The 23,386-nt window shown below is 32.5% G+C and carries 21 protein-coding genes; 5 read left to right on the plus strand and 16 right to left on the minus strand.

The window, feature by feature from the left end; genetic code table 11:
* Positions 1-11: 11 nt before the first annotated feature.
* Entirely contained in the window at positions 12-1,325 is a 1,314-nt protein-coding gene (gene tilS / locus EIG86_RS08260; RefSeq protein ID WP_127845702.1) for a tRNA lysidine(34) synthetase TilS, read from the plus strand.
* Complete coding sequence (locus EIG86_RS08265; RefSeq protein ID WP_127845703.1) at positions 1,322-3,337, plus strand: protein-disulfide reductase DsbD family protein; 2,016 nt, start codon at positions 1,322-1,324, stop codon at positions 3,335-3,337. Before tilS ends, EIG86_RS08265 begins: the two co-directional genes overlap by 4 nt.
* Before the next feature lie 83 nt (positions 3,338-3,420).
* Here the strand turns inward: EIG86_RS08265 and EIG86_RS08270 are convergent, their stop codons facing one another.
* From EIG86_RS08270 to EIG86_RS08310, 9 genes are all read right to left on the minus strand, one after another.
* Positions 3,421-3,636 carry a DUF6327 family protein gene (locus EIG86_RS08270; RefSeq protein ID WP_127845704.1) on the minus strand — a complete coding sequence of 72 codons (216 nt, stop codon included), beginning with the start codon at positions 3,634-3,636 and terminating at the stop codon, positions 3,421-3,423.
* Positions 3,637-3,645: 9 nt separating this feature from the next.
* The gene (locus EIG86_RS08275) at positions 3,646-4,035 is read right to left on the minus strand and encodes a phage holin family protein (RefSeq protein WP_127845705.1); all 390 of its coding nucleotides are present in this window, start codon (positions 4,033-4,035) and stop codon (positions 3,646-3,648) included.
* A 21-nt stretch (positions 4,036-4,056) separates the two neighbouring features.
* The gene (locus EIG86_RS08280; protein ID WP_127845706.1) at positions 4,057-4,407 is read right to left on the minus strand and encodes a YtxH domain-containing protein; all 351 of its coding nucleotides are present in this window, start codon (positions 4,405-4,407) and stop codon (positions 4,057-4,059) included.
* A 174-nt stretch (positions 4,408-4,581) separates the two neighbouring features.
* Entirely contained in the window at positions 4,582-8,034 is a 3,453-nt protein-coding gene (locus EIG86_RS08285; protein WP_127845707.1) for a pyruvate carboxylase, read from the minus strand.
* 161 nt (positions 8,035-8,195) lie between these two features.
* The gene (locus tag EIG86_RS08290; protein WP_127845708.1) at positions 8,196-9,737 is read right to left on the minus strand and encodes a PH domain-containing protein; all 1,542 of its coding nucleotides are present in this window, start codon (positions 9,735-9,737) and stop codon (positions 8,196-8,198) included.
* Entirely contained in the window at positions 9,730-10,245 is a 516-nt protein-coding gene (locus EIG86_RS08295; protein ID WP_127845709.1) for a PH domain-containing protein, read from the minus strand. The genes EIG86_RS08290 and EIG86_RS08295 overlap by 8 nt, the downstream gene beginning before the upstream one ends.
* A gap of 13 nt (positions 10,246-10,258) precedes the next feature.
* The gene (locus EIG86_RS08300; protein WP_127845710.1) at positions 10,259-10,861 is read right to left on the minus strand and encodes an SPOR domain-containing protein; all 603 of its coding nucleotides are present in this window, start codon (positions 10,859-10,861) and stop codon (positions 10,259-10,261) included.
* A gap of 37 nt (positions 10,862-10,898) precedes the next feature.
* A complete protein-coding gene (locus EIG86_RS08305) occupies positions 10,899-11,732 on the minus strand; it encodes a 1,4-dihydroxy-2-naphthoyl-CoA synthase (protein ID WP_127845711.1) in 834 nt (277 codons plus the stop codon).
* Positions 11,733-11,752: 20 nt separating this feature from the next.
* Positions 11,753-12,286: a cysteine dioxygenase gene (locus tag EIG86_RS08310; RefSeq protein WP_127845712.1), complete on the minus strand. Its 534-nt coding sequence runs from the start codon at positions 12,284-12,286 to the stop codon at positions 11,753-11,755.
* 89 nt (positions 12,287-12,375) lie between these two features.
* On the opposite strand from EIG86_RS08310, the gene EIG86_RS08315 reads away from it, so the two are divergent.
* Entirely contained in the window at positions 12,376-13,755 is a 1,380-nt protein-coding gene (locus tag EIG86_RS08315; RefSeq protein WP_127845713.1) for a pyridoxal phosphate-dependent decarboxylase family protein, read from the plus strand.
* Here EIG86_RS08315 and EIG86_RS08320 read toward each other — a convergent pair.
* Positions 13,745-14,239: a YkgJ family cysteine cluster protein gene (locus tag EIG86_RS08320; protein ID WP_127845714.1), complete on the minus strand. Its 495-nt coding sequence runs from the start codon at positions 14,237-14,239 to the stop codon at positions 13,745-13,747. The two genes, EIG86_RS08315 and EIG86_RS08320, sit on opposite strands and share 11 nt — an antisense overlap.
* A gap of 23 nt (positions 14,240-14,262) precedes the next feature.
* Here EIG86_RS08320 and EIG86_RS08325 point away from each other — a divergent pair, with 23 nt between their 5' ends.
* Positions 14,263-14,967: a class I SAM-dependent methyltransferase gene (locus EIG86_RS08325; protein WP_127845715.1), complete on the plus strand. Its 705-nt coding sequence runs from the start codon at positions 14,263-14,265 to the stop codon at positions 14,965-14,967.
* Between the two features lies 1 nt (position 14,968).
* Here EIG86_RS08325 and EIG86_RS08330 read toward each other — a convergent pair whose 3' ends face one another.
* The 3 genes from EIG86_RS08330 to EIG86_RS08340 all read right to left on the minus strand — a co-directional run bounded on the left by EIG86_RS08330 (position 14,969) and on the right by EIG86_RS08340 (position 19,551).
* Positions 14,969-16,621 (minus strand): amidohydrolase, encoded by a 1,653-nt coding sequence (locus EIG86_RS08330; protein ID WP_394342214.1) that lies wholly within the window; start codon positions 16,619-16,621, stop codon positions 14,969-14,971.
* Positions 16,622-17,752: a hypothetical protein gene (locus EIG86_RS08335; RefSeq protein WP_127845716.1), complete on the minus strand. Its 1,131-nt coding sequence runs from the start codon at positions 17,750-17,752 to the stop codon at positions 16,622-16,624.
* 92 nt (positions 17,753-17,844) lie between these two features.
* Positions 17,845-19,551 (minus strand): TonB-dependent receptor, encoded by a 1,707-nt coding sequence (locus EIG86_RS08340; protein WP_127845717.1) that lies wholly within the window; start codon positions 19,549-19,551, stop codon positions 17,845-17,847.
* A 115-nt stretch (positions 19,552-19,666) separates the two neighbouring features.
* On the opposite strand from EIG86_RS08340, the gene EIG86_RS08345 reads away from it, so the two are divergent.
* Positions 19,667-21,049, plus strand: coding sequence for an aldehyde dehydrogenase (locus EIG86_RS08345; protein ID WP_127845718.1), 1,383 nt, complete (start codon positions 19,667-19,669; stop codon positions 21,047-21,049).
* On the opposite strand, the gene EIG86_RS08350 is transcribed toward EIG86_RS08345, so the two are convergent.
* From EIG86_RS08350 to pxpA, 3 genes are read right to left on the minus strand one after another with little or no spacing between them, the layout of a single operon-like run.
* Entirely contained in the window at positions 21,030-21,881 is an 852-nt protein-coding gene (locus tag EIG86_RS08350) for a 5-oxoprolinase subunit C family protein (protein ID WP_127845719.1), read from the minus strand. The genes EIG86_RS08345 and EIG86_RS08350 overlap by 20 nt on opposite strands.
* Complete coding sequence (pxpB, locus tag EIG86_RS08355; RefSeq protein WP_127845720.1) at positions 21,878-22,600, minus strand: 5-oxoprolinase subunit PxpB; 723 nt, start codon at positions 22,598-22,600, stop codon at positions 21,878-21,880. The genes EIG86_RS08350 and pxpB overlap by 4 nt, the downstream gene beginning before the upstream one ends.
* Positions 22,601-22,605: 5 nt before the next feature.
* Positions 22,606-23,337: a 5-oxoprolinase subunit PxpA gene (gene pxpA / locus EIG86_RS08360; protein ID WP_127845721.1), complete on the minus strand. Its 732-nt coding sequence runs from the start codon at positions 23,335-23,337 to the stop codon at positions 22,606-22,608.
* Between the last annotated feature and the right edge of the window lie 49 nt (positions 23,338-23,386).

Below are 23,386 nucleotides of genomic sequence, written 5' to 3' on the forward strand. Positions count from 1 at the left end.
TTTCATATTTTATGCTGAAAGATTTTCAAAACCATATTGATTCAAATTTTCCAGAATTAAAGGAAAACCCCTTTATTATTGCAATTAGCGGCGGTGTCGATAGTGTTGTTTTAGCAACAATATGTCATACTTTAAATCTTGATTTTGCTTTAGCACATTGCAATTTTCAATTGAGAGAAAGTGAAAGTACAAAAGATGAAAAATTCGTAGAAAATTTGGCCAAAACTTTCGGATGTCCATTTTTTTTGAAGAGATTTCAAACAGAAGAATTTGCTAATAATCAAAAAGTATCAATTCAACTAGCAGCAAGGAATTTACGCTATAATTGGTTTGAAAATTTAATAGAAAAAGAGAATTATCGATTTATTTTAACTGCCCATCATCTTGATGATCAACTGGAAACTTTCATAATCAATTTGAGTCGAAGCACTGGATTGAAAGGTTTAAGTGGCATTCCTAAGAAAAATGACTATATACGAAGACCTTTTTTGATATTTTCTAAAATTGAAATATTAGACTTTGCCAGTACACAAAATATCGCTTGGAGAGAAGACCAAAGCAATGCCTCAAAGAAATACTTAAGAAATAAAATCAGACACCAAGTTGTTTCAGAATTGAAAAAACTGCATCCGCAATTTTTAAAAAACTTTGAAAAAACCCAACAAAAACTTCAACAGTCTGAAGATTTATTGGAAGATTACACAGAAATATTATTTAAAACTTTAGTGACAAATGAGAATAATCGGTATTTTATCGATATTCAAAAACTGAAATCTTACCAAAACCAAGAAGCAATATTATATCAATTATTAAATAGCTTTGGTTTTACAGCCTGGGATGATATTTATAACTTAATCGAAGCTGAAACCAGCAAAAAAGTATATTCGAAGACGCATATTTTACTGAAAGACAGAGGCTACTTAACCTTAATCGCTTTAGAAACAACTGATAAAATTGACTTTGAAGTAAATAAAGGTCAAGAATATCTAAATACAAGTTTAGGTGAATTTAATTTTGAATTCACTAAAAATATTTCTGAAATTTCAAAAAACATCGCTTATTTAGATGCCGAAAAACTTAATTTTCCATTAAGATTAAGACAATTACAAAATGGCGATTCATTTTATCCGTTAGGAATGCACGGCAGAAAGAAATTGAGTGATTTTTTGAAAGATGAAGAAGTAAATCTTATGGATAAACAAAACCAATTGCTATTTTGCGACGACAAACAAAACATCATTTGGGTGGTCAATCATCGAATTGATGAACGTTATAAAGTAGAGCCTCAAACTAAAAATATATTAAAAATCACCTACAAGAAATGAAAAAGTTATTTGTTTTACTTTGTATTTTACTGAGTTTTTTCTCAAGCTCCGCACAATTTGATTTTCAAAATCAAGGTGAAAACCAAAATATGAGCCCCGTAAGTTGGGAAGCCAAAGTCGAGCAACAAAACGATAGTATATTTTCGGTTATTATCATAGCAGATATGGACGAAGGTTGGCATCTACCTTCACAAAAAGAATTAGCTTTAGATGAAAATGGACCGATTCCCACCTATTTCGATTTTAAATATGATGAAACTGTATTAGAAAAAATTGGCAAAACTTCTGAACCAAAAGGTATTACTAAGTTTGATGAAATCTTCCAATCTACTTTGACTTATTTTTTGAATGTTGCCAAATTTGAGCAAAAATTCAAAGTAAAAAAACAAAATGGAAATCTAGACTTAGAAATTTCATTTATGATTTGCGATGACGAAAAATGTCTACCATTAGATCAAAAACGTTTCAATTTTGTAGTTGAAAATGGAAAGTTAAAAACCACAGCGACCAAAAAAATTGAAATCGATTCTAAAGATGAAATTAAAACCAAAGCTCTGAAAATCGATTTGAAGGGTCAGGATAATTTCAATGTAGAATCTGAAGAAGAAAAAGATTCTAATTTCACGATTTTCTTGCTAGGTTTCGTGGGAGGCCTAATCGCATTATTAACTCCATGCGTATTTCCAATGATTCCTTTAACCGTTTCATTTTTCACGAAAGGTGCCAGAACCAAAAGAATTGGTCTTATAAATGCTATTCTGTATGGTTTTTTCATTTTTGTGATTTATTTATTACTCAGCGTTCCATTTCATTTACTAGATTCTGTAAACCCTGAAATCCTAAACAATATTTCTACCAACCCTATTTTGAATATTGTATTTTTTGTGATTTTTATGCTATTTGCATTTTCATTTTTTGGATATTATGAAATCACTTTACCGAGTTCATGGAGCAATCGCTTGGATCAAAAAGCCACAAGTGTTGGTGGTTTTATAGGTATTTTCTTTATGGCATTAACCCTAGCGCTAGTGTCTTTTTCTTGTACAGGGCCAATCTTAGGTTCTTTACTTGGCGGCTCTTTGACCGCAGATGGCGGTGCGACAATGCTGACTTTCGGAATGGGTGGCTTTGGTCTTGCATTAGCTTTGCCATTTGCACTTTTTGCTTTATTTCCGAATTGGCTAAACTCTTTACCAAAAAGCGGTGGTTGGCTAAATACTGTAAAAGTTGTGCTCGGTTTTTTAGAGTTGGGTTTAGCATTCAAATTCCTTTCCAATGCAGATTTAGTTGAACATTGGGGAATTTTGAAGCGCGAAATATTTATAGGAATCTGGATTATTATTGGTATTGCAATGCTTCTATATTTATTTGGAAAAATTAAATTTCCACACGATAGTCCTAATCAAAAAATAAGTCGAGGTCGCATGTTTTTTGGCGTTATCACATTAGCATTTGTTGTATACCTCATTCCTGGACTTTCAAACACATCCTATGCAAATTTAAAATTACTAAGTGGCTTCCCTCCACCTCTATTCTACAGTTTATATGAAAAAGAGACTGAAGGACCGCTAGGACTAAAAGCTTATAAAAATTTTGAAGAAGGTGTTGAGGCTGCAAAAGCAGCAAACAAACCAATTCTACTAGATTTCACTGGTTGGGCTTGTGTAAATTGTAGAAAAATGGAAGAGCAAGTCTGGAGCGTTCCTGAAGTTTTTGACGTGATTAAAAATGATTATATCTTAATTTCTCTCTATGTAGATGACAAGGAAAAGCTGAGCGAAGATGAAAGATTCAACTTTCAAAGACCAAATGGTTCAGTGAAAAAAATCAGAACGATTGGAGACAAATGGGCAACATTTCAAACTTTGAATTTTAAAAATAATTCACAACCTTATTATGTACTACTTTCACCTGATTTAAAATTGTTGAATGAAACCATCGCCTACGAGCCATCTTCAAAAGCATATCTGAATTGGTTAAAAACTGGTTTAGAAAATTTCAAAACTGAATAATAAAAGACAGAATACAAATACCAGTCATAAAAAAATCCGATTCAGTTTATGAATCGGATTTTTTAAATAAAGAAACATAAGGTTTATAAACCAATTTTTCTTAATATTTGAAAACCTATGCGTTTGTAAAGTGCTTTTGTTCCAAAGTAAGCAATAAGTTCTGCAACAATATTTGAAAAACTTAGTGCTCGCTTGATATAGACTAAATCTATATTGGCTTTTTGTTGATTAATATCTGCTTCTAATTTAAGAAGTTTTAAATCTTTATCAATTTCTTTAAATGAATTATACTGTTTCATAATTATAATTTAAACATCTTGATTATCCTTATCTTTATCATCTAAAATTTCTTTGTTAGTATTCAAAATTTTATTGAGTACTACAAAAACAGGTTTTTCAACTAATTTCTTTCCTGATAATAAAGCTATTATAAAAAGAAGAACGTAAAAGCCTCCTACAATAAAAAATCCATTCGCTATGCTTTGAATTTCATTTCCAATAAGAAAAGCTAATCCAATCGATAAAAAGATAAATATTAAAAGTAAAACAAATGCTTTAATGACTAAACTACCAACTGTAGCTAGTGTTAGAGCAGATTTTTTGAACAAATCTAACTTGTAATAATCTATTGAACTTTTAATGTAATTCTTAGTATCTTCAGATAGATTTTCAAAATGTTGACCTAAATTATTTTTCATAAAGTAGATTAAGAAAATTGATTATTTTTTAGAACTTTTCAATTCTTTTTGTAATTCAGAATTTTTCTTTTTCAATTCACTTAATTCAGATTCAAGACTAGTCAACATATCATCAGCTTTACTTGATGCATTAGAAAAAGTTTTTTCTAATCTTTCTTCAATATTTTTTCTCGCTGATTTTGCATAATCAGATAAACTTGAAGATGTCTCATCATATTTCTTACTCAAATTATCTTTCAAATGATCTGCTTCATCTTTGAGTTGTTTTCTGGTCTTTTCTCCGCTTTGTGGAGCGTAAAGCAATCCTAATCCAACGCCTACGGCGGTTCCAGTAAGTAGTGCTAAAATAGTGTTTCCAGTGTTGTTTGACATTTTTGTAATTTTTTTTAAGATTCACTCAAAATTAAGGTTTTTACATCTTCTTTTGTGTTAAAACCCGGTTAATAATCAATTATTATTCAGATTTTAAAAGGTTTTCATGCTTTTAAAACAAATAACCGCAGGAAAAATCCAAACGGTTATTGTTATCAAGTTTAAAATGTAAACTTATTTCAGCCGAATGACCAAATCATCTGCATAAACCATAACGCCGGGTTGCAGTAAAACTTGAGCTACTTCACCTTCAGCATTAGCGGTAACCGTAGTTTCCATTTTCATAGCTTCAATAATAAACAATGGTTGATTTTTTTCAACTTTTTGTCCTTTCTTAACTAAGATCTCACTTAAAGATCCTTGTAAAGGCGCACCGATTTGCTTCTCGTCTGACTTTTCGACTTTTTGATGAACTACCTTTTCTACTTCTATACTTTCATCTCTTACTTCGATATTACGAGTTTGCCCATTGACTTTGAAAAACACAGTAGTCATTCCATCGTCATCTACTTTACCAACAGAAACCATAGTGATCAAAAGTGTCTTACCTCGATCTAATTCTACAACAATTTCTTCACCAGGTTTCATGCCATAAAAGAAATTTTTCGTCGGAATATTAAAGACATTTCCGTATTTAGTATGATGATTGTAAGCTTCTGTAAACACTTTTGGATATAGCTTATAAGACAGAAAATCTGTGATGTCTAAAGTACGATCCATTCCATCAGCAAATAATGCCTCAAATTCTTTAAACTCTTTTTCGAAATCAACAGGTTCTAAATGGGCATTTGGTCGATCTGTATAAGGTGTTTCGCCTTTGAGAATAATCTTCTGTATTTTCTCTGGAAATCCACCAACTGGTTGACCCAAGTCGCCTTTGAAAAAGCTGACAACTGATTGAGGAAAAGATAAATTTTCACCATTTTCTAAAACCTCCTCGATTGTCAAATTATTACTAACTAAATATTGTGCCATATCGCCCACAACCTTCGAACTTGGTGTGACTTTTATAATATCGCCAAATAATTGGTTGACTTTGGCATACATATCTGTAATTTCGTGAAAACGGTCGGCAAGCCCTAAAGATTCTGCTTGAGGTTTCAAATTTGAATATTGTCCGCCTGGAATTTCGTGCTTGTAAACTTCACCAGTTCCAGATTTTAGACCAGATTCAAATGGATAATAATATGTTCTGACTTGTTCCCAATAGATCGAGTATTCATTTAGCTGTTCTGTATTCAATTTATTTTCTCTTGGGTGATGTTTTAAAACTTCAACTAAAGCATTGAAATTTGGCTGTGAAGTTAACCCAGACAAACCGCCAAGAGCAACATCAACAACATCTACACCAGCTTCAATAGCATTCATATATGTTGAAGCTTGCATGGAAGATGTATCGTGTGTGTGTAAATGAATCGGAATTTTAACTTCAGATTTTAAAGCTGAAATCAATTCTGTTGCAGCTTTAGGTTTCAAAAGGCCTGCCATGTCTTTGATAGCTAATATGTGTGCACCTGCATTTTCCAAATCTTTAGCAAGTTGTATGTAATATTTCAAAGTATATTTTTCGCGTTTAGGATCGAGAATATCTCCAGTATAACACATTGCAGCCTCTGCTAGACCTTTTGTGTTATTTCGAACGTGTTCAATACATGGTACGATGGATTTCATCCAGTTTTGAGAATCGAAAATTCTAAAAATATCGACTCCATTATTCCAAGCTTCAGTTACAAATCTTTCAATTAAATTGTCTGGATAAGCTGTGTATCCAACTCCATTTGAACCTCTTAACAACATTTGCAATAATATGTTTGGCATGGATTTTCTAAACATTCTGAGGCGTTCCCATGGGTTTTCTTTCAAAAAACGCATGCAAACATCGAAAGTTGCTCCGCCCCAAACTTCCATACTAAATACTTCTGGATGGCATTTGGCAAAATTGGCAGCAACTTTCTGCATATCGTATGTACGCATTCTTGTTGCTAACAAACTCTGATGCGCATCTCGCATCGTTGTATCTGTAAAATGAATTTTTTGTTCTTTAGAAAGCCATTTAGAAAATTCCTCTGGTCCTAATTCTGTTAAAATATCTTTAGTTCCTTTTTCATATGGCGTTGAAGCCGAACATTTTGGAATCTCAGGTTTTAAAAACTTAGGATTGTCTATCGTATTTTTGACATCAGGATTACCATTGACTGTAATATCTCCAAGAAAATTAACCATTTTAGTTGCACGATTTCTTGGTTCCTTGATATTGAAAAGTTCAGGCGTGTTTTTAATATAGTTAACTGTAACTTTTCCTTCTCTAAATGTAGAATCTTTGAGAATATTATCTAAAAACGCCATATTTGTTTTCACGCCTCTTACGCGAAATTCTGCTAAAGCGCGTCTCATTTTTTTACAAGCATCATCTAAAGTTCGGCTGCTAGCAGAAACCTTTACTAACATTGAATCAAAAAACGGCGAAATTTTCACCCCTTGATACACGCTACCGGCATCTAAACGAATACCAAAACCTGAAGCACTTCGATAGGTTGAAATGATACCATAATCTGGTTTGAAATCATTTTTTGGATCTTCCGTTGTAATTCTACATTGAACAGCATATCCATTGACGTTTACCGATTCTTGATTAGGTAAATTTATTTCTTCATCAGAAAGCTTATAATTATCTGCAATATAAAGTTGAGTTTTTATTAAGTCTACACCTGTTACAACTTCGGTAACTGTGTGTTCAACCTGAACTCGTGGATTGACTTCTATAAAATAAATGCTACCATCGTCATCCACAAGAAATTCTACAGTCCCTATATTATTATAATTTACCGCTTTACAAATTTTTACAGCATAATCGTATAGTTTGTTTTTAATATTTTCATCTAAATCTTTAGAAGGTGCAAATTCAATAACTTTTTGATAACGCCTTTGAACAGAACAATCACGTTCAAAAAGATGAAGCGTATTGCCGTGATTATCAGCAACAATTTGGATTTCTATATGTTTTGGATTTTCAACAAACTTCTCTAAAAAAACTGTTTCATCACCAAATGCATTTTTAGCTTCTCGTCTAGATTCACTATAAGCATTTTTCAATTCGTCCATACTTCTTAGGACACGCATTCCACGGCCACCACCACCTGAAGCAGCTTTCAGCATCAAAGGAAATCCTATTCTTTTAGCTTCTTCTGTAGCTATTTCAAGGTTTATCAAATCCTTTTTATTACTTTCTATAACCGGGACATCGCTTTCTATAGCGACTTTTTTTGCTGTAATTTTATCGCCCAAAGATTTTAAAACTTCAACATTTGGACCTACAAAAATAATATCGTTTTCAGCGCAAGCTTTTGCAAATTTTGCATTTTCAGATAAAAAACCGTAGCCTGGATGAATTGCATCTACACCATTAGCTTTGGCTACTCGGATAATTTCGTCAATATCTAAATAAGGTTTGAGTGGATCTTTATCGTCACCGACTTGGTAAGATTCGTCTGCTTTGTATCTATGCAATGAATATCTGTCTTCATAAGTGTAAATTCCGACTGTTCTTATCCCGATTTCAGTACAAGCTCTAAATATTCGAATGGCTATTTCTCCACGATTGGCTACTAAGACTTTTTTGATATTCATTTAGTTTAATTTTTTTGGATTTGATTATGCTTGGCTTTAAAGTTAATGAAACTCAACAAATAATTGAAAAAATTGAGAAATTCTCTCTACAAAATTTTCAAAACAGATTTATTTATGAAAATGAACAGAAATTCAATCTATGAAATTTGAATGAAAATTTATTAAATCCAATCTTTATCCGTGGATTCAATTTTATAAATCAAATAATTGAAAATATCATTAGCACTTTTAACTTTTAAATATTCAATTGTAACAGTTCCTGAAGCTGTTTCTAAAACTAAATCTGCATGATTGTTATTTTGTTGAAAAATATTCCGCTTCAGATGAACAGATTGTAGTTTATGAATTTCAATGAATTTAGTATTGGTATGTATCGAACCGCCACCAACACAAATGAGGTCTTGGTTAAAACCGATGTAACTTTTTTTAACTTTAAGCTGAATTACGTAAGCCAAAACTATAGCAATAAATACTATAGTTGAAACGCTCAGCCAATTGAAATAAAAAATATAAGCGAGTCCGCCCAAAACAGCTAATAAAATCAAATTTCGATACAAATAGCGAAAAATTAGACGCGGTTGAGATTGAAGTCTGTCAAATTTCTGTTCGGGCAATTTTAAATCATAAATAGAATTGAAAAGCGTATTGATATTGTCTGTAGACACACCCACTAAGCCAATCTTTTGTTTTTCTGTCACCTGGTTTGAAGCTGCTTGACTTACATAAATATTATTTATTTTGAAAAACTTTTTCAACGGATTGGTTTCAATTTCAAAAATCTGTGTTTTACTCTTTTTGATGACTTTATTGACCCGTTTGAACAAGCCATAGTCTACTTCATAATTTTGTTGATTTTTGACTATTTTCAAATTGAAATATTTCAAAATAGTCATTAAAATAGTAATTAAAAATCCTAAAATGAACAAGCCAAAAATCATAATGACTACAAAACTTAGAGTTTCAGGAATTCTATTTTTGAAATCTTCATCGAAATCAATGTCATATATATTGGACAAAAAGTCCATGATAAAATTGTACACATAAGCAAAAAATGCGAACAATAACCCAAGTCCTTTTAAGAAATTGGAGCTCACACCAACTTTTAACAAACGACTGAAACTCAATTGAAATAATAAAGATTTTTCTTCACTTTCAGCGTGTTCTGAAACTTCATCCGAAGTAGTAGCTTTAGTTTCAGAGTCCTGACTTTCATTTACATCTTCATTTTTTGCACGTTTCTTTTCTTCTATCAATTTATTCTTCAAAGCTTTTGCGAAATTGTTTTCCAAAGCTTTGATTTTGATTTCAGCTGTACCTTCTCCTGCCGTTTCTATTTCAAAACCGACTACATTAAAAACTTGTTGAAGTATATTTTGCTGTAAATTGATATTCTGAATTCTTTCAAAAGGAATTTCTACATGACTGAGTTTGATAACACCGTGATCCAAATGAAAAGCGTCTTCTTGTATAGAAAATTGGAATTTTAAATAAGATAAATAGGAATAAACAAATTGAATAACCAAAAGCAAAGCTAAGCCAAGATAGATATAAAGTCCATAATCTTGCATTAAGTTCTGCTTAAAAAACGGCACAGCCAACAAGTAAATATTTTGACGAATGCGTTTAACAAGATCTGCTAAAAAAATCAGAAATACGCCATTGAATGATTGCCTCCTTGGAACTGAAAAATCAAAATCACTCATCAATATCAGAAGTTTTAGCTAAAACTTTAGATTTAAGTTTTTGAGCATTATCTTTACTTAGTCCGTTAATAACCAAATCTCCCGAAGATGCGCCAGCAGTATAAAGTTTTAATGCATAAAGTTTGAATATTCTTGATAGCGGACCTTGTTTGACTTCGACATGCTGAATTCTATTAAAAGGAACTACAATCTCTTTAAAGTAAAAATAGCCGTTCTGATAAATTATATCATGTTGTCTTATCCCAAATTTTTTTCTTGGAAATCCTTTTTCAATTTCAATTGCCTGAAAAGTGAAAATAACTGAAACGATGGTTAAGACTGTTATTGGAATCCAAATCGGAAGAAAATCTAAAATCAAAAAAACGATTGGTGCAGCAAATAATAGTAAAAAAATCAGAGCTGTGTTGATCCAAATAATTTTTTTATAAGATTTTTCAACACCATTAAGATTTACTGTTTTAAAATCGGGCAAATCTGTAATTGGCAGTTCAATATTTTCAAAAACCATTAAGTATTTTTATTTATTCTACGATTGATGTTCGTTCTCCATTTTGATAATAACCTACAAATGCGTCTTTAAAATTCATTTTTTTAACAACATTGAGTAGCTGTTTAGCTTCTTCTTTTGTGTTGAAAACGCCTAGCGTGTATAGATTGAAATCTCGATATTGAGAATTTTTTACGATACTGAAACTTTCAGAAGTTAACCTAGTATTGAATTTTTTGAAAGCACCTAATTGAACTGCATAAAATTCATTGGTATCCAAAGGATGTGATGATGAATTTTGTCTCAAATTATCAACTTGCTGCTGAAGATCAGCTATTTGAGCTTCGTAATTTTCTACTTCTGAATTTTTAATAATTTGTTCATCTTCAGCTAATTCAATACCATCTTCTTCCTGACCGAGAAAATCTGGTTGTACCACATAAAATACAACTACACTTGCTATAAATAAAACTAGTAAAACAATAGAAGCTATCATAAAACCTTTTTTTCTGTTTTGCTCATCTTCAACAGCATTGGTCAGTTTTATAACTTCATATTCTTTAGTTTCAGCTTCAGCTTCAGCTGTTGCAACTTCATCTTTGTACTTTTGTAATTCTTCTTCGGTTAGGACTGGCATAGTTGTAGTTTTATAAGTTGTTAATAATCAGCTAAATTTAAGAAATCCATTTGATATTTTTGAAATTTGGCTTTCTTTTTTCTAAAAAAGCATTTCGCCCTTCTTTAGCTTCATCTGTCATGTAAGCCAAACGTGTCGCTTCACCAGCAAAAACCTGCTGTCCAACCATACCATCGTCAGTAGCATTGAAGGCAAACTTCAACATTTTTATAGAAGTCGGTGATTTTTCTAAAATCTCTTGAGCCCAATCATAAGCAGTGGTTTCCAATTGGTCGTGTGGAATTGCAGCATTTACCATTCCCATATCAAAAGCTTCTTTTGCTGAATAATTTCGTCCTAAAAAGAAAATTTCTCTAGCTCGTTTCTGTCCGATCATTTTTGCCAAATATGCGGAACCATATCCGCCATCGAAACTGGTAACATCGGCATCGGTTTGTTTAAAAATAGCATGTTCTTCACTAGCCAAAGTTAAATCGCAAACCACATGAAGTGAGTGCCCACCACCAACAGCCCAGCCTGGCACTACAGCAATAACAACTTTTGGCATAAAGCGAATTAATCGCTGAACTTCTAAAATATTCAATCTTGGTGTGCCGTCATCATCTACATAACCTTGATGTCCGCGTGCATTTTGATCTCCACCGCTGCAAAATGAATACACACCATCTTTCGGTGAAGGTCCTTCGGCAGATAATAAAACGACGCCAATATTAGGATCTTCTCGTGCGTCTAAAAAAGCTTCGAATAATTCACCAACAGTTTTTGGTCTAAATGCATTTCTAACCTCTGGACGATTGAAAGCAATTCTAGCAACACCATTAGATTTTTTGTAGGTAATATCAGTATATTCTTTTACAGTTTCCCAGTTCATATTTACAATTTTAATTTTTATTAATTGGCATTGGTGAGCAATTCACCTTGTTTTGAATAATATTCTAAATCTTTATAAGTAAATTTATCCTTATTCTCATCAAAAACAGAGCACTCGTCTATCGGACCAACATATAGATGTAAACTCATCGATTTGCCATCGTTCAAATTGTGTAGCGAATGGTAACCCATTTCATCGTTCATATATGACAATCGATCGCGAGTCATTTTGACATCTGCAGTTTTTCTAATTCTACCATTTTCTGTTTCAAAACGCTTTTCTTTCAGCTTGCCTTTAGCCAAATACACCCAACATTCTTCTCCATTATGACAGTGAATTTGAGTTTCCTGACCTTCTTTCCAACATAGTAATAAAAGTTCGTAGTCTTTGGTTCTGGCAACACAATTTCTTGTATAAGTATCTTCTGACCAAAATGCATAAGGTTCCAACTCTTCAACTGGGATAGACATGTTTCTGGCAATTTCAAAATAATCATCGCCTTCACATTGGGGTAATTTTTCTAAAAGTTTCTTTAAAGAAGTGATCGTTTCCAAAATATTAATGTTTTTACCTTAATTTTAGGCTTATTAAAATTTTCCTTTAAAATATTTATTATTGTAAATATAAATTTCAACTTAAGTTTATGCAAGAAGACCTCAAGTTATTTCACGAAATTTCTGAAAAATTAATTAAAAACGAGTCTAAAAAAGGTGTTGTTGAACCTATTTCACCTGAAAAATTATATGAAAAATTAGACTTACACCTGAACGAAAATGGACTTGATGACAACAAATTTGAAAGCTTATTAGAAGACGTGGTTCTTAGTACACCACGAACTTCTACCAAACTATTTTTCAATCAGCTTTTTGGCGGCCGAAATTCACGTGCGAGTTTAGGTGAATTATTAGCTGTTATGTTGAATAACAGCATGTACACTTATAAAGTTGGTGGTCCTCAAGTTGGTATTGAAAAAGCCATTATTCAGAAAGTTTGTGACATGCTGAATTTTGGCGAAAATGCTGACGGCACATTTCCTCCTGGTGGTTCCATGAGCAATTTTATGGCAATGTTGATGGCTAGAGATGCCTACAATAGACAAATAAAATACGACGGAATGTCTGAAAAAATGATTATTTACACTTCCGAGGCGTCACATTATTCCATTACTAAAAACGCAACTTTTGGTGGGATTGGCATTGATCAAATTAGACGGATCGAAATCGATAATCACGGACGTATGAGTCCTGAAGCGCTACATAAACAAATAGAAACTGATATTCAAAAAGGTTTTAAACCGTTTTTTGTCAATGCTACTGCAGGCACAACTGTGCTTGGTGCGTTTGATGATATTGAAGCGATTCATAAAATTACTGAAAAATATGACAATATTTGGCTTCATGTCGATGGTGCATATTGTGGTTCTGTAATGTTTAGCGAAACCTACAAATCCTTAATCAAAGGTGTGCAAAACGCAGATTCATTTTGTTTCAATGCGCATAAAATGCTGAATGTGCCACTCTCCTGCTCTATTATTGTAACAAAAAACAAACAGGACTTAAGACATTCTTTCGCTTGCGATGCCAACTATTTGTACCAAACTGATGGTGATGATTTCAATTTAGGAAAAACCTCTTTGCAATGCGGACGAAGAAATGATGCCCTAAAATTTTGGACACTTTGGAAATCTGTCGGCACAAAAGGTCTAGGCGAAATGGTCGATCAACAGTTCTTTTTGGCAGAAACTGCTAGAAATTACATTAAAAATCACCCTGATTATCAATTGTATTCTTATAAAGATTCTATCTCAATTTGTTTCAATTACAAAAATATAGATCCTAAAGATTTATGCAATTCACTATACAAAGATGCTGAATTGATGGTTGGTTATGGAGAGTTTAATGGTGAAACTTTTGTTCGTTTGGTAAGCATAAATAGCAATAATGAAGACAAAGATATTTTGAACTTTTTCAATGTAATGGAAAAATACGTTGAAGAAAATCACGATCAACTATCTAAAGTTTAATTTGCGCTGTCATTTTCTCTACAATTTTATAAGCTGCTGGACAGATTTCAACATTTTTTAAAGTCAAATTTGAAATTTGTTGAAATTTTTTCCGGTCAGTATGAGGAAATTCAGCACAAGCTTTTGGTCTAATATTGTAAATAGAGCAATAATTGTCAGCTCCTAAAAATGGACATGGAACTTCTTGTAGCACATAATCTTTGTCTTCATCTATTCTAAGATAAGTCTCTATAAATTTTGAAGGTTTCATCTTGAAATTTTTTGAAATCCTTTCAATATCTTTATTGGTAAACAAAGGTCCAGTCGTTTTGCAACAATTGGCACATTTCAAACAATCTACCTCTTGGAAAGTGTCTTCATGCAACACGGCCATGATTTGATCAAGATGTTTTGGTGGACGCTTTTTCAGTTTTTTGAAAAAGTTTTTGTGTACTTTATGTTTATCTTTGGCCAACTTTGGCAATTGCTTTATAAAATCATCCATACGACAAATATAAAATTGAAACATTGAATTCTAGTCAAAACAATCCCGATATTTTTGGTCTAGCAGTAGACGCCTATTTTAACACAAAAGATGAGACTCCCATCATTGTTCATGCTGAAGATTTTTATGATGATGAAATCCCTGTTGAATATTTATTTCGAAATTTTGATGAAATGCCAGAAATTGAACAGGAAGCAATCAATTTAGCGAGAGGAAAAATTTTGGATGTAGGTTGCTGTGCGGGAAGTCATAGTTTAGAACTTCAAAAACGAAAATTTGATGTAACTGCAATTGATATTTCTGAAAAAAGTATTGAAGTTTGTAAAAAACGTGGCGTTCAAAAAGCTTTACAACAGGATTTTTTTGATGTAAATGAAAAATTTGATACCATTTTAATGTTGATGAATGGAATTGGCATTGCCGGTAAAATTGAAAATCTACCTCATTTTTTTCAACATTTGAAATCTTTATTGAAACTCAACGGACAAATACTTTTGGACTCTACAGATTTAATTTATCTCTATGACGATGAAATTACAAATCCCAATAAATATTACGGCGAAATTGAATACCACATCAGCTATAAATCAAAAACATCTCGAGTTTTTGATTGGCTTTATATAGATTATGATTTACTAAAAGTGAAAGCTTATGAAGCAGGATTTCACTGTGAAAAAATTTGCACTGACGGACATTTTAGCTTTCTAGCCAAATTAAGTTTAAAATAAGTTATTCCGCAGAATAAACTTCTTTTCCACCAATAAAAGTTTGCAAAACTTTAGTTTCAGGGACTTTATGAATATCTACATTCATAATATCTTGATCGATAAAAATAAAATCTGCAAATTTACCAGGTTCTAAACTTCCTTTTTCATTGTCTTCAAAATTGGCATAAGCTGCCCAAATGGTCATTCCTCGTAAAGTTTCTTCTCTTGAAAGTGCATTTTCAGTATTGAAACCATTTTCAGGAAATTCTTCTAAATCTTGCCTTGCAACAGCAGCATAAAAAGTTAAAAACGGATTAACTTTTTCAATCGGGAAATCAGTGCCTAAAGCAATTTTTCCAGCCGCTTCCAATAGATTTTTGTAAGCATACGCATGTTTTATTCTATCTTTGCCCAAACGATCTTCGGCCCAATACATGTCGCTTGTTGCATGGGTTGGCTGTACGGATGGAATTATATTTTCACCATCGAAAAAACTGTAATCTGCTGCATCCATAACTTGTGCATGCTCCACGCGCCAACGTTTGTTAGATTTATTCTTCAACAAACTATCGTAGGTTTTTAAAACCACGTAATTTGCAGAATCTCCTATAGCATGTGTGTTCATCTGAAATTCAGATTTGCTAAGTTTAGTTGCAAGCGTTTTGAATTCATCCAGACCAATAACCATGCTTCCAAAATGATTGTCTTTGTCTGAATAAGGTGATTTCAATGCTGCGCCCCGAGAACCTAAAGCGCCATCTGCATAAACTTTTACAGATCTAACATTGAGTTTATCTGTTTTCAAAATACCTGAATCTAAAAATTGATTGATTTCAGATTCATTATTAGACAGCATCGCATAAATTCTGATTTTCATTTCATCAGATTGCTGCAAATCATTGATAAGGTGGATGACTTCAGCTTTCAATCCAGCATCTACTAAACTAGTAAGTCCGTAAGATAACGCCACTTTTTCAGCTGACTGAAGTGCTTCAGTTTGTGATTTTCTATCAGTTTCAGGAAAAGAATTTCTGATTTTAGACATCGGATTATCTATCAAAACTCCAGTAAGTTCACCTTCATTTTTCAGAATTTCACCGCCAAAAATTTCTGTATTTTCATCGATTTTTGCAAGATCTAGAGCTGCTTGGTTAACTAACATAGCGTGTCCATCAATTCTGGTCAATGCAACAGGCGTTTCTGGAAATAAAACATCTAAAGTGTCTTTGGTAGGATATTCTTTGGTCGCCCAATCATTCTGATCCCAACCTCGACCAATTATGTAATCTATATTTGGATTATTCTTATAAAATTCAGTTACTTTAGAAATAACATCATTGAAGCTTTGTGTCCCGTCTAAATCAACTCTGGTTAATTTTAGTCCAAGATTGTACAGATGCGCATGTGCATCAATAAGTCCAGGCAGCATCACTTTTCCTTCAGCATCGATAGTTTCAGAAGCTTCATAATTAGATTCTAATTCTTCTACTGAACCAACAGCAAGAATTTTATCGTCCTTAATGGCTATAGCTTCAGCTGTACTGAAATCAGAATCTACAGTATAAATTTTAGCATTTAAAAATAGAGTATCGACTTTAACTTTGGATTGGGAACATGAAACCAATGTTAAGGTGAAAAAGGATAAAATTAACGAACGCATGATTATACTATTCATTTAAAAAATATTAGATACCGAATTGTAAATTTCTTTTCTAATTGCAGGATTTCCTGCTGCAGCCAATGCGATAGATACTAAAAGTCCAATCATTGCATAAGCGAAATCTCGGCCAATCATACCTAAAGCTTTCTTCTTATGTTTGTTGCCTTTTTTCTTTCTAGATAAGCTAATAGCGATTTCTCGTCCACCTATAATTCCTAAGAAAACCCAAGTTGTACTCATTGGCACAGTAGAAATGAAAAGCTTATAAATCAGCAAAATCACGTAAGACAAGTCAATTAAAGTTGCTGCTCGAATGTCAGAAACTCTGGTTTTTTCGCTCACCACACCTTGAATTTTGTCTCCACGCAAATAGAATAACAAACCAAGACCAAAAAATATTGTCAATGCAAAAATACTAAACTGAAAAGGTGTTTGTTCTCGAGGAAGAAAGACAGCGATATTAGCACCATCTTGCATAACCCAAGTCGCCCATAAACAGCCACTTACAACCCATTGAACCATCACCCAATATTGACTATGCTTTCTACTTTTGAAGTATTTCCGAATGGTTTTATAAGATAAATACCAAACTAAAAATGAAATTACAAAAGCTAAGATATAACCAGACCAACTTTTAAGAACTACAGAAGTAATACCTGAAGTATCAGCACTAAACACACTAAGAAGTAAGAAAGTGGTCGAGACTGGCATTCTCAATCTAGTTAAAATCAAAAGTACTAAAGGAGCAATAACCTGAAAAAATGTAAACTTTTCAGGATGAGGATAATCTGTGGAACCGTCTGGATTAGTGAGGCGTTGATAAGTAACATCTCCATCGAAATAAAACCAACTAAAAGATACTGTGGCTAAGAAAATTCCGCCAATAAACAACCATAAAACCCACCATTTTTTGGTTTTATTACTTTCTATAAAAGTTCCCAAAGATTGAATACTATCGTTGGCAACTGCTGCGTAGGCTGCAAAAAAGAAACCTATCCACATGGCTAGATTGGCATTTGTCGTAGAGGTTGCAGCAATTATAATTCCAACAACCACGATTCCTAAAAATGTCTTTTCTTCAGATAAGAAATCGAGAATATTTAAATATGGTCGACTTCGGTCGTAACGCTTAAACTTTTTGGCCATTTTATTTATTTAAAGCATAATAGAGTTTGACAAAACTACTTATTTTGAATGTTCTAATGTTTCTTTTTTGTTAAGAAAGTTAAAGATTTTTTTTACCAGTCAAATTGATAAATCAAACCACCCAAAACCTGAATCCCTTGAACATCAAAGTTTTGCCAGCGCTCATAAGAATTACCCAACAAATTATTCCCGTTAACAAATGCAGACAGTCGTTTGTTGATGGCATATTCGGCGCTCAAATTTAAATCTACAAAACTTTTTAGCGTCTTTACGTCTTCAGGAGATAAGAAAGCATTTCTTTCTCCAACAAAAAATAAACTCCCGCCAAAACGCCATTTTTCAGTAAAATTATAATGACCAAAAGCTTTCAATTCTATATTTGGCAAATTCCAAGCTTCTGCCTCAAAATCTGTGCTGTAATTTGAATATTTCGCAAAAAGTCCTAAATCCAAATCCTCAATTTCATAATTTATTTCTCCAGAAAAACTAATTACATCGATGTCATCGTAAACAACACCAAAAGAATTACCGTTTTCGTAAGCTTCAATCTCTTGTGCAGTAAAAACTCTAGGATTATTTTTGAACAAGGCATAATTTTCTGTACTAGCGTAATTTATTTGCGTGGAAAAGAACAAATTGTCAAGCAATTTTGTATTGAAACCTGCAAACGCATCAAACATATTATTGCTAGGCGCAACAAATAAAGTTGGTGAAACAAAAGGATTGATTTCAGAAAAATTAGCATAAGTATTCTGCTCTAAACCACCGTCTACGCCAACAAAAACATTTTGTGCGCCATCGTTAAGTTTCAAATCTGCTCTCAAATCCGGATAAATGAAAAAATCTGATTCGCTGTTTTCAAGATCTGAATTATAAACCAATTCTGTTCCAATTTTTAGATTCAAATCCTCAATTTTAAAACTCATAAAAGGATTCAAACTCATCTGAAGATATTGGTAATTAATGCTATTTTCAGTATCATCAAATCTGTTTTCAAATTTTCCATTTAGAAAATCTAATTTCAAATTTGCTTTCAAAAGTTGTTGTGCCAGTGGCAATTCAAACTGAGGTTGAATATCCAAACGCTGTTCAGCACTGCTAAAATCATCACTAAAATTCTGAAATGACAAATCAACTTTATCCAAAATTCCATTGTAGAAATTGATACCACCTAATAATTTCAAACCTAAATATGTTTGTTGTGGATCAATTTCTGAAATCTGTGTATCAGAAAAATCATCAACATTAGGTAAACCATAATAATTATATTGTCTGTGTGAAATTTCAATTCCAGAATTCCATATAAAATTACGCTGTTCTGAAGTGAAATTCAGACCTAATTCAGAATCTGAAAAATGATCGTCCAAAACTACATCTTCAATACCGCCTTGGGAAGACAAATGCGACAATGAAATATCTAAATTCTTACCGCGATCAATATTCAACTGGCCAAAAAATTCAGCTAAAATAGTGGTGTAATTTCCAAAGCCAACTTTTGCATAATTGTTGAAATATCTAGGCCTTTGGGTACGTTTGACCCCAGAAGCTTGGCCTTTTGCAGGAGTAAATGTAGATGCCACTGGGACATCGACAAATTCGTATTCCAAACTTTTTCGTTGTTGTGAAATTGTGTCTTTAAGGCTAGGATTTTGTTTAATTTTGAAGGCGTCATTCACCGTTGGTGAATATTGTTTCACAATAATCATCCGATCGGATTTGATGGTATCGTTTTGACCAATTAGAAATTGACAACTCAAAAAAACAAGACTAAGCAAGCATAATTTTGAAATAACTTTCATGGGTTTCCTAGTTAAATTCACTTTTACAAATAAAGCAATCTTTTGATTAATAAATAACTCTTAAAGCACTTATTTTATTTCATTGAAAAGCATATTTTTAAACAAAATACGCTTTATGACAACTGAAGAAATCTCTCAAAAACTAAAAGCACAAGATGAATTTTTTAAATCCAAGCAACTTGATGATTTAGATTTCAGAATTGAAAAGTTGAAAGCTTTAAAAAGTGAAATGAAAACTCAGGAAAAAGCCATAATTGAAGCCATTTACAAAGATTTCAGAAAACCAGAATTTGAAGTTTTGAGCAACGAATTGTTTGTGATTTACAAAGAATTGAATCTTTTTATCAGATGTTTAAAATCTTGGCAAAAACCAAAAAGCGTTTCTTCAGCTTGGCTAAATTTTCCTTCTAAGGATAAAATTTACCGTGTGGCTTGGGGCAAAGTATTAGTTATTGCGCCATGGAATTACCCGTTCCAATTATCAATTACACCACTTATTGGCGCAATAGCTTGTGGAAACACCGTTGTATTGAAACCGTCCGAATATGCGCCAAATACAGCCGATATTTTAGAAAAAATAATTGAAAATGTGTTTGATCACAAACATGCTTTGGTTTGTCAAGGTGCGGTAGAAACTTCAAAAAACTTGTTGAATCAGAAATGGGATTATGTTTTTTTTACAGGAAGTGTGCCAGTTGGTAGAATTGTTTCTCAAGCTATCGCCGAAAACATGACACCTCACACTTTGGAACTTGGCGGAAAAAATCCATGTATAGTAGATGAAACTGCAAATTTAGAAGTAGCTGCAAAACGCATTTGCTGGGGAAAGTTCCTCAACGCTGGACAAACATGTATTGCACCAGATTATTTGTTGATTCACAGTAGTTTAAAAACTGAGTTTGTAAAAAAATTAATCGACACGCTTAAAACTTTTTATCAATCAAATTTTGAAAATAATCCCGATTATGCTGGCATTATCAGCCAAAAACATTTTGATAGATTGGTGGAATTTCTGAAAAATGAAAAATTGATTTTTGGTGGTGAATCCAATGCTGAATTGCTCCACATCTCCCCTACTTTAGTCGATGCACCAGATTTTGATTCCAAAATAATGGAGGAAGAAATTTTTGGACCAATCTTACCAATTTACACATATGAAAATTTTGAGGAGATGTCAGAAATCATAAAACGTTTTGACAAACCACTTTCTTTGTATGTTTTCAGTACAAATAAGTCAAATATTGAAAAAGTAAATCACGAATTTGATTTTGGTGGCGGAGTGATTAACGATTGTATTGTGCATTTTGTGAATGACAAACTACCCTTTGGTGGCGTTGGTTCAAGTGGACTTGGCAATTATCATGGCAAACATTCTTTTGAAACCTTTACACGACAAAAGTCTATTGTCCATCGGAAAAACTGGCTTGATATTCCTGTAAAATATCCACCTTATAACCAAGTCAAATTATTCAAAAAATTCATGAATTTTTTTCGATGATTTGAAATTTCATTTTGCTTTTCACACTTTTTTGACTCAATAGATTTATTGAATTTTCAGTCAGCTGAAGTATTCTGGGATAACCACCAGTAACTTGCGCATCCCGCATCAAAACAATAAGTTTGCCCTGAGGTGTAAATTGAATTGTGCCAGGCAAAACAGGACCAGTAATAATCTCATCCAACTCATTATCCAATCTTTCCTGAATTTGATATGCCATTCTATTTGTATTCTTAGATAATGAAAATTCAGCATTTTTTAGTTGATATTTTAAGGTTTTGCTCAACTTATGGAATTCCGCACCTGGAAAAGCTTCAAGTATTTGAGAATTATAATCCAATTCATGCTTAACTTCAGGATTTTTCTGAAATTCATCTTCAAATTCTTCATAATCTAAAACATCACCTTTGCTGAAGTTAGCCTTTGTTAGCGGATTATAAAAACTTTGGCTTCCAAAAACAGATTTTGATTTGAAACCATTTTTCACAGCAAGATAAGCCCAAACACTAGAGTTCAAATGTTTTATTTTCAAAATATCATTAGGCTTCACATCAATAGGTACGAAAGTTTGTATTGGACTATCATTCAAAAAAACATCGGCATCAATTGCAGAAACAGTCACCAGAGTCGGGAGATTGAATTCAACTTCTAAACCTTGCTGAAAAAATTCAATTACTGCTGAATTTTCTGGATTTCCTAACACCGAATTAGCCAAACCAACTAGATTACGATCCATCACACCCGAAATTGGGACACCAAAAGACATGGCTTCTGTACGTCCAAAGTCTTGCAGTGATGAGAAAAACCCAGGTTTCAATATTTTTAAACTCATAATTTTATTGACTTTAATTCGTAATCCTGTAAGTTATTTTCAATGTGTTGAAATTCTGATTTTGAAATAGGCATAAATTTCAAAAACTGACCAGAATTCAACAAAGTCTTCGATTCACTTTTCGAAAAATCAAATAAAGGAATTGGAGTTTGTCCAATAATTTGCCAACCGCCAGGAGACGATATCGGATAGATGCCAGTTTGCTCCCCACCGATACCAACAGCACCTGCATTAATATTGGATCTTGGCTGTGATTTTCGTCTAGAAAATAGCTTTGAATTTAATCCGCCTAAATACGGGAATCCAGGTAAAAAACCAATGAAATAAACTAAATATTTTGGTTCAGAATGCAATTTGATAATTTCAGAAGTTTCTAAAGATTTTAAACTAGAAATTTCTTGAAGATCAATACCGAATTCTTCGTCATAACAGACAGGTATTTCAAGGACAGAATTAGATATTTCATCTTTTAGTTTTGCCGCTTCTAACAGTTTTAAAATTTCATTTTTTTTGTCATAAAATTTATTTATAGTAAATCTATAAATAATTAACAATGAATTGTATGTGTTAATTATTTGAAGTATTTGTTTAGGTTCCTTTTCTAATAATACATTTTTAAAAGACAATAAATTATTGAGCAATTTTTGATTGATTTCGGTATCAAATTGAATCAAAATTGAGTGTTCATTATATTGAATAAAAGTTGCAGTATTCAGCATTTGAATTAACGTATTTTAATGTGATTATCATTTAAAAATTTGATTAAATATTTCAGAATTTCAATTGAATTTGGTGTGTCACTGTGCAAACAAATAGTATCAAATTTTTGAGAAATTCTTTTATTATTTATGGTTTTAATTTCATTCAACTGAATCATTTTTTGAACTCGCTTAGCAATGATTTCCTTATCAGTTATAACGGCAAAATTTTGTGTTCTCGACACCAAACTTAAGTCGGGATTATAATTTCGATCTGCAAAACCTTCTTTCCAAAATTGAATATTTTTATCTTTAAAAATGGATATTTCTGAATTTGGCGGCACAAAAACGACTAACTTTTTGTTGCGTTCTTTAACAACTTCAAAAACAATTTTAGAAATATCACTATTCGATTTTAAGTCATTATATAGTGCACCATGTGGTTTCACATGATGCAGCTCCGCTCCTACTTCATTGCAAGCCTTTTCAACCAAGTTAATTTGTTGGTGTAAATGATTTTTAAGCTCTGAAAAAGATATTTTTAAAGATTTTCTACCGAAATTTTCAAAATCAGGATACGATGGATGCGCACCTATTTTAGTACTGTTCGTTTTAGCTAAACGGACAGCTTTCAATACTGTATCATAATTTCCAAAATGTCCACCACAAGCAATATTACAAGATGATACAAGCGGAAAAATTTGCGCATCAAAATTACCACCTTCAGCTAAATCACAATTTAAATCTACAGAATTCAAAACTTTTTGGATAAATATAGTAAATCATAAGCGTTTAGTAAAAAGCCTC

The organism is Psychroflexus aestuariivivens (assembly GCF_004010055.1).
Lineage (GTDB): Bacteria > Bacteroidota > Bacteroidia > Flavobacteriales > Flavobacteriaceae > Psychroflexus > Psychroflexus aestuariivivens.